The sequence below is a fragment of the Bacteroidales bacterium genome (assembly GCA_013141385.1).
In the GTDB taxonomy this organism is placed as follows: Bacteria; Bacteroidota; Bacteroidia; order Bacteroidales; family Tenuifilaceae; genus UBA8529.
Genome location: JABFRB010000007.1, coordinates 1 through 12,891, shown reverse-complemented (window position 1 = coordinate 12,891; position 12,891 = coordinate 1). Strand labels below are relative to the sequence as shown.

The 12,891-nt window shown below is 30.6% G+C and carries 10 protein-coding genes; all 10 read left to right on the top strand.

All coding sequences use genetic code 11. From position 1 onward, the window contains the following. The first annotated feature begins 252 nt into the window (after nt 1-252). The 10 genes from HOO91_04790 (at nt 253) to HOO91_04745 (ending at nt 12,779) form a co-directional block, all read left to right on the top strand. The gene (locus HOO91_04790; protein NOU16858.1) at nt 253-603 is read left to right on the top strand and encodes a hypothetical protein; all 351 of its coding nucleotides are present in this window, start codon (nt 253-255) and stop codon (nt 601-603) included. Nucleotides 604-841: 238 nt separating this feature from the next. Next, nucleotides 842-1,615 carry a hypothetical protein gene (locus tag HOO91_04785; protein ID NOU16857.1) on the top strand — a complete coding sequence of 258 codons (774 nt, stop codon included), beginning with the start codon at nt 842-844 and terminating at the stop codon, nt 1,613-1,615. 107 nt (nt 1,616-1,722) lie between these two features. Then, nucleotides 1,723-3,261: a radical SAM protein gene (locus HOO91_04780; GenBank protein NOU16856.1), complete on the top strand. Its 1,539-nt coding sequence runs from the start codon at nt 1,723-1,725 to the stop codon at nt 3,259-3,261. A gap of 11 nt (nt 3,262-3,272) precedes the next feature. Beyond that, nucleotides 3,273-4,493, top strand: a complete 1,221-nt coding sequence (locus HOO91_04775; protein ID NOU16855.1) for a hypothetical protein — start codon at nt 3,273-3,275, stop codon at nt 4,491-4,493. Continuing rightward, nucleotides 4,475-5,278: a hypothetical protein gene (locus HOO91_04770; protein NOU16854.1), complete on the top strand. Its 804-nt coding sequence runs from the start codon at nt 4,475-4,477 to the stop codon at nt 5,276-5,278. The genes HOO91_04775 and HOO91_04770 overlap by 19 nt, the downstream gene beginning before the upstream one ends. An 8-nt stretch (nt 5,279-5,286) precedes the next feature. After that, nucleotides 5,287-6,927, top strand: a complete 1,641-nt coding sequence (locus HOO91_04765) for a radical SAM protein (GenBank protein ID NOU16853.1) — start codon at nt 5,287-5,289, stop codon at nt 6,925-6,927. Between the two features lie 29 nt (nt 6,928-6,956). Then, complete coding sequence (locus HOO91_04760) at nt 6,957-7,727, top strand: hypothetical protein (GenBank protein NOU16852.1); 771 nt, start codon at nt 6,957-6,959, stop codon at nt 7,725-7,727. A 24-nt stretch (nt 7,728-7,751) separates the two neighbouring features. Beyond that, entirely contained in the window at nt 7,752-9,035 is a 1,284-nt protein-coding gene (locus tag HOO91_04755) for a glycosyl transferase, UDP-glucuronosyltransferase (GenBank protein NOU16851.1), read from the top strand. Between the two features lies 1 nt (nt 9,036). Then, the gene (locus HOO91_04750) at nt 9,037-11,397 is read left to right on the top strand and encodes a TonB-dependent receptor (GenBank protein ID NOU16850.1); all 2,361 of its coding nucleotides are present in this window, start codon (nt 9,037-9,039) and stop codon (nt 11,395-11,397) included. A gap of 20 nt (nt 11,398-11,417) precedes the next feature. Then, nucleotides 11,418-12,779 carry a B12-binding domain-containing radical SAM protein gene (locus tag HOO91_04745; GenBank protein NOU16849.1) on the top strand — a complete coding sequence of 454 codons (1,362 nt, stop codon included), beginning with the start codon at nt 11,418-11,420 and terminating at the stop codon, nt 12,777-12,779. Nucleotides 12,780-12,891 lie beyond the last annotated feature (112 nt).

Here is a 12,891-nt window from a genome sequence, read left to right as displayed (position 1 = left end):
TTGATTCCATTGTAAGCCAAACAAGGGAAATTGTTCGCCCTGGCCGAAAGCATGAAAGAAAAAAACGCCCAAAGAAACTCTACTATATGAATTACAAACCTTTATAGCTTAAGTCAACGACATTGATTCATAAATATTGAAGCTGGATCTAGGCATCATATTACAGCTATACCAGAAGTATATAGACTTATTAAATTCGGGGAGGATTATGCTCGAATTAATGAAAACGACATAAATAATTTAAAATTACTTGTGCAAAATATTAAAAATTATAATGAAATAAATGAAGATGTTAGCTTTCAGAAAGGAGTAAGAGTCGAAATTATTGAAGGCTCATTTAAAGGGCTTACAGGTGAAATGGTCAAAAGTAATGGAAAGAATAAGATTATTGTTGAAATTGAAGCTATTAAACAATCAATCTCAATTGAACTTAATTCTTCTTATATAAGAATACAAGAAAACGATAAATTATTATCACTTACAGAAGGACAGGATATTGAGGCTAAGAAAAAACAGCTTGTTAGTATTTTGCCTTTTATTATTTTTTGCTCAAATACATTTGACGAATTATTTTACTTGACTACGGTAATATTGAATTTATAATATCAGTTTTCGAATCGAAAACGCAACCCATAATCACATATATCTATTGCAATAAATCCTCATAACTTTTTAAATAAGCATTTGAGAATAAATGACAAAGAAGTTTTGTATGCACCTAACGCGGAAAATACTTGTGTTACATCATACAAATGTTGTTTTGAAACAATACAAAGACATATGTGGATTCTAAGTTATTGAGGATTATTATTAAAAGTTGAACACATTCAAATTACACACCATGTTAGAAATTAACGGATATGAAATACATATAGCAAATGATTTGGACACTCGTTTGAAAATATATTCAATGCTATTTCATGAATATTTTAAAAAAGGATATGCAAAAAATAATAAAAGTGAATATTGGTTTTCAAAATATAATTTACAGCATAATACAATTACTATTTATATTAAGAAAAAAGATATAATTCTAAATACTGTTACAATTGTATGTAGAGGTGAGTATGGTTTACCCTGTGAAGAAATATTCAAAGAAGAGGTGGAAATGCTTATTAATAATGGACATACAATAGTTGAGACAATATCATTATCAAATTTTGAGACAAAAGAAAAGTTAGCATTCGAATTTCTTTTGATTATTACACTATTGGTTTCATACTCATATTATAATGCTTCATTTAATGTCGCAACTATTAATCCAAGGCATTTAACTTATTATTCTAAATATTTAAATTATAATAAACTAGGCGAAACTAAAAATTTTCAAAAAGTAAATAATGCACCTGCAGATTTTGTTTATTTAAAAAATTCTGTGTTTTTTGAAAAAATAAGATGTAGTAAATTGTTTAACAATACATTCAATAATTATGAATTATTTGAAAAATTTCAAAACTCATTAAGTAAATTTATTGAGAATAATCATGCAAAACTAACGGAAAGTGACGTTGAGAAGCTTTTAAATATTGCAACAGAACCCGCTATGAGTGAATTTGAATACAATAAACTTCAAAATGAAATAATAAAAGGGGTTGAGTTTCCAATTGTCAATTAATTTTTCACAAGAAAAATGGGTAAGCCATTAAATAAAGTAGATTGTGAAAATTTTATTTGTGTTATAACCTGATGACTTATTTGTAACAATTATAAAAATTAAATATTATGAATTTATCCAGAAAACCTAAAGTGTTATTTGTTAAGCCTAATTATAACAAATATTATGTTACATTTTTGCCTGATTATGAGCCATTAGTGTGTTTGCTTTTAGGCGCATGTATTGAAGATATTGCTGAAATTAATGTATTCGATAGAAGGTTTGATACAGAAGAGAACCTCATTAAAACTATCAAAGAATTTAAGCCGGACATATTAGCTACAAGAACCCATACTGCGGGTGAGATATATACTACTTTGCATATAATGGAGTTAGCAAAGAAAATTAACCCGAATATATTAAATTTAGTAGGTGGTCAGCATGCAACACTTTTGCCAGAAGATTTTCAGAAGCCACAGGTTGATTTGATTTGTATTGGACCTGGAGAAGTAACTATGAGAGAAATTGTCATTGCATTTAGTGATAATAAAGATTTTTCAGTGGTAAAGGGATTATCATTTAGGCAGGGCGATTCATTTTTTCTTACAGCACCGAGATGTCCTGAATCTGGAATTATTAAATGGCCGCACATCAACAAATCTTATGCAGATAAATATCGTAAACACTATTTTAATACGTTTTTAGAACAACCGGTCGGATTTACATTAACATCAATGGGATGCCCTTATAGATGTAAGTTTTGTTCGCTATGGGTTGCTGCAAGAGGCACATACAGGAGACGAACACCTGAAGAGATAGCACTTGATTTGAAAAATCAGCCATATGATTTTGTCCATATAACTGACGATAATACATTTCATAATGAAGAACATGCCATGGAAGTTTTATCTTATCTTAAAAAGTATAATGTAAAAAAACAATATCTTGCTTATGCTAGAGTTGATACCATAGTAAATAAGCAGCATGTATTTGAGGCATGGAAAGAGGTAGGACTAAAAGAACTTGTTGTTGGAATGGAAGCTTGTACTGATGCACATTTAGTCCATTTAAATAAAAAAACATCACAAGATGAAAATGCAAATGCACATCAAATACTTGAAAAGATTGGTATTAGAAACTATGCCCATTTTATTGTTATGCCAGATTTTGAGCCATCAGATTTTGATCGAATTTGGAAATTTATTGATGAGATGAATATAACGTACCCTGTTTTTGTGCCATTTACCCCAGTCCCCGGCACTCCATTATTTTTTGAAGCTAAAGAACAAAAACAATTATCAAGCTTTCATTATGGTTACTATACGCTTATGTATATGGTAATGAAGACAAAAATGCCGAAGGTACTTTTCTATAAAAAATATCTTGAATTATATGCAAAGACAGCATCAACTAGTACACAAAAAAAGCGGAGGCTTTTAAGCCCAACTTATGATGAAAAAGTATTTACAGCTAAAGGTCGGGTATCAAAAAGATTTATACCACCATTTCTATACAGGATGGCTGGACAAATTTTGCATGAAAACACTTTCAACTACAAGAAAAACGAACATAAGCTGCCACCATCATTGAGAATGGATTATAAAACTGACAAATATTATCATGCTGCTACTGTATCTGAATTAAAAGAAATTGCAAAGGTTGATTAATTTTATATGCAATGAAAATTTCAATTATAGATGTTCAGAAAAAGGGAGAAAATGAATCTTTGAATACTTGGTTTGATTTTAAAAAAAATAGATTTTTTTGCCCTTCATTAAGTGCACCTATATTAGCATCAAAACTTAGTGATTATGAATTAGAGTTTATTGACCAAAAAGTTGATCGGAAAGATGTTTTGTGTGATTTGGCATTAATTTCTTTTAAGACAAATGCCATTTATGAAGCTAAACAATTAGCTTGTCAATTACAAGACAGGGGAATAGATGTATTAGTAGGAGGTATGCATGTTTCTTTAGAGTATAAAGACTTCTTGCATCTTTCCAGTTCTATTTTTATTGGCGAAGCGGAAGATACAATTACTCAATGGCATAATGACTGGTTGAATAAAACTGCAAAAAAAACATATAAAGCAGCTAAATTAGTCGACCTAAAGGCACAATGTATACCGAGATTTGATATTCTAGATAGTTCAAAGTATGCTTTTCATAGTATACAAACATCGAGAGGGTGCTCAATAGGTTGTGATTTTTGCCCAACAAAAATATTTTTCGGTGGTGTTTTTAGAACAAAAACTATTACGCAAGTAATTGATGAAATAGAATGCGTGCTGAGAATTGAAAAAAAACCAATATTATTTACTGATGATATATTTGGAGCTGGTGATCGGGATTTTATAAAAACATTGCTATCAATCTTCAAAACAATGAACTTCCCTTATATGATTATTTCTGATTTTGAAGTTTTGGATAATGTGTTGATTGATGAATTTGCTGCGTCCGGTTGTATTGCTATTTGTTTAAATATGCCTGGAACATGTACGAATAAAGAGAAGTCAATGGTTAATTATATCCAATCTGTAGGAATTGATATTTGGGGATATTTTATGTTTGGTTTTGAGGAGCAAGATAAAACTGTTTTTAACCGAGTAATAGATTTTGTAAATGAAACAGAAATGAAAGCTACTTCTTTGACGGTTCTATCACCTTTTCCTAATACACCTTTAAGTTTGAAACTTAATAAAGAAGATAGGATTGTTATGGATAATTATAGTTTGTATGATCAAACACATGCTGTACATATCCCTGCAAAAATGAAATATACAGACCTGCTAGATGGATATAATTTTGTTAAAGTGGAATTAAATAAACGTAATGGTTTTCATAATTATTCACAAGAATTGTATAAAAAATTAAATGAAAAATGGAATATACGAATGTAGATTTTTTGGGTAGAACAATGCCATACTATTCAGCTGAAGGGCTTGAATACATGAAGAATGTAACTATTGGTATTGCTGGTTGTGGGGGTGTTGGTGGGGCATATGCTATGCAAATGGCCAGATTGGGTATAGAGAAATTTGTATTGGCTGACCCTGCTAATTTTGACTTGCCTGATATTAACAGACAATGGGGAGCTTTTAATTCCTCATTAGGTAAACATAAACTTCAAGTTTATGAAGAAATTCTATTATCTATAAATCCTAATATTAAAATCAAGAGGTTTAATGACGGACTCACGGATAAAAATGTAATAGAGTTTATAAAAGATTGTGATATTATTGCAGACTGCCTTGATATTAAAGTTCCCTCAGAATTAAGAAACAAACTTTACATTGAATCACGGGAAAAAGGCTTATACGTATTATCATTCCCTATAATAGGATTTGGAGGATTATGTGCAATATCTGACCCCAATGGAGAATCAATGGATAAATTTATTAGTTTTCTTACGAAAGGTATTTCTGGTAAAATCCCTAAAAAACTTACAGAAATTTTTGGGGTTGAGCATATAGAATTAATACAACGAATGGTTGTTGAAAGCTTTGTACCATCAAATGCCATTGCACCTGCTTTTACAGCTAATTTAGCTGCCATGGAAACTTTATTAATATTATTAAAAGAATTTTTAAAAAACCCACGAACACCCGTGACACTTCCAAATATAATAGCATTTGAACCCTATAAATTGAATTTTCATTTATTGAATATCAATGATTTAAACTGATTACTATAATGATGGAAAAAAGTACTAGTTTCTTAATAAGCTACAATAGCATACCTTCAAGCCTTGATTCACTTATGCCTGATAACGGATTAATAAATCTGGCATCAAGTTTAACACAAGCAGGACATAAGACCAAAATTTTTGATTATAGTACTGTCTCTCACATCAAGGAGGTGTTTACTGATGAAATACACAATGAGCTTATTAAAGCATATAATAAGCTAAATGAAAGAAATAATCTTCAAAACTCACTTAAGAGATTTAAAGAAATTAACCTTGTGATTTCTCAAAGAAAAGCAGATGTTTTAAAAAACAGTATAATCAAGAAATTATTATTAGAAATAGAAAATGCAAAACCGGATTTTGTTGGTTTTAAATTATGGACAGGAGAAGGTTTTGTTGGGAGTATAGAAATAGCTGAAGCAATAAAAGCAAAACATCCAGAAATAAAGATTATTGGAGGTGGGCCACATAATGATTACTTTTATGAGAGAACATTTGAATTTACAGAAATTTTTGATGTTTTAGCATATGGTGAAGGAGAAGAAACAATAATTGATCTAGCAGAATGGAGCATACAGAAAAAAGAACTTATTGACATAAAGAATATTATTTATAAGACAAACGGAAAGCCAGTAATAAATGCTATTAAAAGGGTTGAAAATCTTGATTTACATGCAGTACCACTTTACGATCTAGATATTTATCCGGCGTTAAAAGGTAACGACAAAATAAATATTATTATGATAGATGAGAGCAGAGGTTGCCCGAATTGTTGCAATTTTTGCCCTCATCCCAAAAAAAGCGGGAAAAAGTGGAGAAAAAGAAGTCCCGAGAATATTATTAAAATATTTAAGGATGCAAGCGAAAAGTGTAATACAAATTGCTTTAGACTAGCAGGATCGAACCCCCCAGCTGAATTAATTGAAGAAATTTGTAAAAAAATATTAGAGCATAAATTAAAAATTCAATTTGTTTCATTTGGTTATGCTAGAAATTCTTCCGCTAAATTTTATAGTCTTTTAAAGGAGGCCGGTTGCTATTCAATACTTTTTGGTATAGAATCAGGAAATCCTGACATTTTAAAGCACACCATGAACAAAAAAACAACCGTTGAAAAAATGAAAGAAGCAATTTCGTTGTGCAAGAATGCTGGAATTAAGGCGACTGCTAGTTTAATAGTCCCAGCCCCTGGAGAAACTATGCAAAGTTTTTTAGACACACAGAAATTATGTATTGATTTAGGTATAGACGGTATTAGTCTTTGTATGCCAGGAGTAATACCTGGTTCAGAATGGTTTGAAAAAAAGGAGAAATACAATATTGAATTGGATGCTGATTACTATTCCAAAATGATGACTTATACAATTCGGTTTTTAATGCCACCACCTTTATGGGAAACTTTACCTTATAAAATTGATGGGCGTAATTTTTATGAAATGATGGTAATTACAGATATACTTAATACCTACTTAGAAAAAAACGGTATAAATACAGGCATTAATGAAATAACATTATTATTTGCAGATAAACTGAATTATTCAAACTCAGAAATGAGAGATGTGAATAGAAATATTTTTGTAACCGGCAATTTTAATAAAATTGAGGAGCTGGTCACGAAGTTTAATAAAGAGGTAAGCCTAACTTGATTTGTATTTGATAATATAACTAAATATGTATGGTTGATAATTATATTCAAAGAATTGACATAAATACTTGGATATTGCGTATTGAAGGTGTAACCATCCTTTTAGATCCATGGATAGTTGGATCAGCATCTATGCTACCAGTATTAAAATTGGTCCATGTAGATGGTATTCCAATTAAAATTGATGAATTGCCTAAAATTGATATTATTGTAATTACCCATAAAGATGTTGATCACTGTCATTTACCCACATTAAATCTTTTGGATAAAAGTATAAGAATTATTTGTCCAGAGGATGTTATGAAGATTGTGAAAAAAGCAGGCTACATTAATACAAGTGTTTTAAATTATTGGGAAACAATTGAAATAATACACCCGCATTTAACCATCACAGCTGTACCTGCAGAACATCCCAAGTTAGTAAAACAAAATGCGTATGTTTTTAATTACAATAATAAGGCAATATATTTCACCGGAGATACAAACTATGTTAAAGCATTTAAAGATATTGGTGAAAAGTTCAATATTGAATATGCCCTAATACCAATTATAGGAGTAAAGATTTCAATGATTGGACAAATTGTAATGGGACCAGAGGATGCTATAAAATGTTTGGAATATCTCAAAAGTAAAAATATTATTCCGACATCATATGGAAATGTCAAGTTATCAGGTTTTTTAAAACCTTTTATGCAAACAATTGGATGTGCAGACGAATTCAAAAGTTTATTAAAAGAGAAATTGCCAAATGTAAAATTACTGTTACCTGAAAGGCTAGAGAAGCTAATTTTATTTGAGTAAATAATAATGTTATTGAGTTAAGTAATGAGTAATATTCTTTTTGCTTCGATACCCTTAAATGGCCATATTGCTCCAATGCTTACAATTGCAGAAGAGTTGGTGAAAAATGGCCATATTGTAAAATGGTATTCTTCAAATAGATTTGAAGAGCCGATCACCAGAACCGGGGCATCATTTATTGGCTTAAAACATGCATTTGACCTCACAGATGAACTGGATTTATGTTTTCCTGAAAGGATGAAAATGAAAGGAGTAAAAAAAGCCAAGTATGATACAATTAAGTTATGCATCGAACCTATTCCCTTAATAATTCAAGATATTGAGGAAGTATTATTGACATTTAATGCTGATATAATAATAGCAGATAACTTCTTTTGGTCAGCCCTGGTGTTGAAAAAGAAAAGACAAATTCCAGTTGTTTTAATTGGTATTTCAATTTTCATTATGACAAGCAAGGATACTGCACCTCAAGGCACAGGCTTGTATCCAAATAACACACTACTCGGTAAAATAAGAAATACGCTACTCAATTTTATATTTAAAAAAATTGCATCTGTTGACTTACAAATATACTACAATCGCATACTTACAGAAAAATGCAAATTGCCAAAATTAGAAACACATTTTACCAATTTGCCTGAAATGTGTGACCTTTATTTGCAATGTACAATACCTTCATTTGAATACCCTAGAAGCGATCTCTCAAAAAATGTAAAATTTATAGGTTCTAAATTTCAAAATTATCCCAAAGAATTCAACTTACCCAAATGGTGGAATTGTATCAAAAATACGAAAAAGCCTATCGTTCATGTTACACAAGGCACATTAAGTTTAAACCTTGATGATTTAATAATACCTACCTGCAAAGCATTAGAAGGAGAAAATGTTATAGTAATTGCTTCATGTGGGAGAAAAGAAATGGATAGTTTAATCCGTGAATCATTTAAACCTAATATTTTTATTGAAAGTTTTATCCCTTATGAGTTACTTTTTGAGCATATTGATATATTAATTACAAACGGGGGTTATGGAACTGTTAATATAGCAATGCGTTATGGAGTACCGGTAATTGTAGCTGGCGAAACCGAAGAAAAACCTGAAATTGCTGTTCGTGTCGAATGGTCTGGGTTAGGGATTAATTTGAAAACCAGCAGGCCTAGCACTAAAGATATCAAAGGAGCGGTTGAGGAAATTTTAAATAACAATAGTTATAGGTTTAAGGCTATTGAATTAAGCAATGAATATAAAAAATACAATACTAGCGAATTAGCAAATAACTACATAAGTGAAATATTAAATTGTAAATAAAATGAATAGAATATTTTTGAGCATATTGCTTCTAGTAATTAGTTTTTTTAATATAAAAGGACAGGATTTAACACAAAATATTTGGGGAAATATTTTGGATAGAGATACAAAAATCCCTTTAGAGGGGGTAAATGTAGTGGTAGTGAATTCAAATCCCCAAAAAGGTGCTATTAGTGATAGTAAAGGTTATTATTCTATTTCTAATGTGCTTTTAGGGCGTGTGAGTTTGAAATTCTCACTTGTTGGTTATAAAAGCTGCATAATGCAAAATTTAGAGCTATTTTCAGGTAAAGAGCTAAATATAAATATTGAACTTGAACGTGAAGTTTTGGCAATTGATGAAGTCATTGTTAAAGCTTCAAGAGAAAAGGCTCTAAACAACTTAGCCCCAATAAGTGCGAGACAAATTAGTATAGATCAAACTAGTAGTTATGCTGGTTCAAGGAATGATATCTCAAGGATTGCTGCAAATTATCCAGGAGTTTCAAATGTTAATGATGGGAGGAATGATATTGTAATACGGGGAAACTCACCTAACGGATTACTCTGGCGCTTGGATGGGTTAGATATCCCAGGGCCACAACATTTTTCAGGTATTGGGAGTAATGGCGGCTTTATAAGTATGGTTAACTATAATACTATAGCTAATTCTGATTTTTTAACGGGAGCGTTTCCCTCAGAATATGGTAATGCAACTTCTGGCATTTTTGATTTAAATTTCCGAAATGGAAACTTTAGAAAACGAGAATATATGTTTCAAATTGGAGCATTAGGTACTGAATTTATGCTTGAAGGCCCATTTTCTAAAAATTCAGAAGCATCTTATTTGATTAACTATAGATTCTCTACTACATCAATTTTAAAAGCACTTGGACTTAATTTAGGTTATGCAGGACAAGCAGATTATCAGGATGCTATGTTTAAGTTTAATATTCCTACAAAAAAAATTGGCACATTTTCTTTTTTCGGAATTGGTGGCAATAATGTTTTTAAAGTACTTTTTAAGAATTCAGATAACAGTACTTTCAATGAGGTAATGACTGAAAATAACGATACTTATTATACTTCTGGTATGGGAGCTATGGGTGTATCTCATTTATATCATTTAAATACTAAAATGTTTATTAAGACTACATTTGGGGTAACCGGGAAATTTGAAAATGTAAATATTGATTCGATAAGTTTACCTTCTAATGCTGCTATACCTTTTTTTCGTTCCGAAACCTCTAAGGAAAAGCTGACTATTCAAACCTTTTTAAGATATACTATTAATTCAAGAATTAATTCCAAAACGGGTATAATACTAGATCGTAATTATTTTAATTTGGCCAGTTATTTCAGAAATATTGATGGAAGTATAAAACAATTTGATAGAAATGGTATAGGTGAAATTAATTTGTATCGCGCATATACACACTGGCAATATAAGGTATTGGATAATGTAACAATTAACACAGGTGTACATTTTCAATATTTAAATATGAACAAAACGTATAGTATTGAACCGCGATTTGGTGTTAATTACCAAGTAACTCAAAATAATACTATTAGCTTGGGTTATGGGCATCATGAACAAATGCAGACATTGCATACTTATTATGTATCAACAAATACACCTAGTGGAGTAATAAATACAAATAAGAACTTAGGGTTTATCAGAAGTCAGCATTTTGTGATAGGGGATCAAGTGAAACTTAGTAGTAATAGTACACTCAAGGTTGAAGGATATTATCAATATTTATATGATTTACCTATACAAGGAGGGCGTAAAAGCAGCTATTCAATGTCAAATGATGGAAGTACTTATATAACTCCTACAGAAGACAGCCTAATTAATAAAGGTACTGGTAGAAATTACGGTATTGAATTATCTTTAGAAAAGCTTTATAACCAAGGGTATTATTATTTAATATCAACATCACTATTTGATAGCAAATATAAGGGAAGTGACGGTGTTTTAAGAAATACAGCATTTAATGGAAACTATATTTTAAATTTCCTTTTAGGAAAAGAATTTAAAATTGGAGAACAGAGTAAAATAATTTTTGATATTAAAACATGTTATGCTGGTGGCAGAAAATATACACCAATTGATGCCGAAGAATCAAAAATTCAAAATAAAGCTGTGTTTATTGATAACCTTGCATATAGTAAAAAACAAAACGACTATTTTCGAACAGATTTTAAAATTACCTATAGGCTGAATCGAACTAAAGTTATGCATGATTTTTTTATAAATATTGATAATGTTTTTAATACAAAAAATGTATTTACTCAAATATATAGTGTTCGTACCAAACAACTTGAATATGTATATCAGCTAGGTATATTTCCAACATTTCAATATAAACTTTATTTTTAGTATTTAAGTTTGAAAAACAAATGAAAAAATATAAACTTATTTTATGGAATCCTAAGGCTTATGCACAAGTTGCAAACCAAAATGGAACACAATTTCCACCTTTAGGTTTAGGATTGCTCGCTGCCTTAGCGCCGTGTAATTGGGATGTCATTATTTATGATGAAACTTTTGATGAATTCAGGGTAGAAGAATGTGACCTTGTTGGCATTACAGCGATGACGAGTCAGATAAACAGAGCATACGAGATTGCCGAACTATATAGAAAACAAAATATTCCGGTAGTTTTAGGCGGAATTCATCCAACAATGTGCACAGATGAAGCTCTTCAATATTGTGATAGTGTTGTGAAAGGAGAAGCAGAATTAGTTTGGTGCGATTTATTAAAAGATGTTGAGCAAAATTCATTAAAAAAAGTATATCAAACTAAAGAATTACACGATCTAAAAGATTTGCCAAAAGCACGACATAATTTGTTTAATAAAAAATACAAACTTGGAATAATGCAAACTACAAGAGGTTGTGGAATGGATTGCGAGTTTTGTAGCGTTACCGCATTTAATGGTTTGAATTATCGAAAAAGACCAATTGAGGATGTTTTGGATGAATTAGAGCTGATTCCGGCAAAATTTGTATTGTTCGCAGATGATAATCTTATAGGTTTTTCAAAGGCAGACCATGCAAGATTTATTGAATTGTGTGAAGGTATAATAAGACGAAAAATTAAAAAGAGTTGGGCTGGTCAATTTCCTGTTACTGTAGTACAAAATGAACTTCTTTTAGAAATGGCTAGTAAGGCAGGATGTTATGCAGTATTAGTAGGAATAGAATCTATCTCTGAAAACGTGCTTCAAGGACAGATGAATAAGAAGTTTAATTCAAGAATACTCAAGGATAATGGTTTTGTTTCATATTTTCACAAATATGGCATAATGATTAATGGTATGTTTATAATAGGCAATGAGGAGGACAATAAGCAAACATACGATGATATGTACAAATTTATTAAACAACAGAAAATAGATATTCCGACAATTTCATTTTTAACGCCTTATCCTGGGACTAAATTGTGGAAAAGAGTCATGGATAGTCAATTGGTCTTAAACACTAATTTTCCTTATGATTATCGTTTCTTAAATGGAATAAGTTATGCATATCTTAAGGTAAACAATATGAGTACATTTGAGATTGAAGCTGGTATGAAGTGGTTAACGAGAAAGAATCTCAGTTACTTTCAAATTTTTGTAAGGTCATTTCGAACAATTTTATATACCCGAAAACCGATAAGCTTTATTTTATGCTTTATTACTAACTTAACTTGGCGAAAAGTTCATTTTAATGCATCTTATTTCAATGTCGTTGACTTAAGTTATAAAGGTTTGTAATTCATATAGTAGAGTTTCTTTGGGCGTTTTTTTCTTTCATGCTTTCGGCCAGGGCGAACAATTTCCCTTGTTTGGCTTACAATGGAATCAAACGCCGCAATAGCTTTTGTTA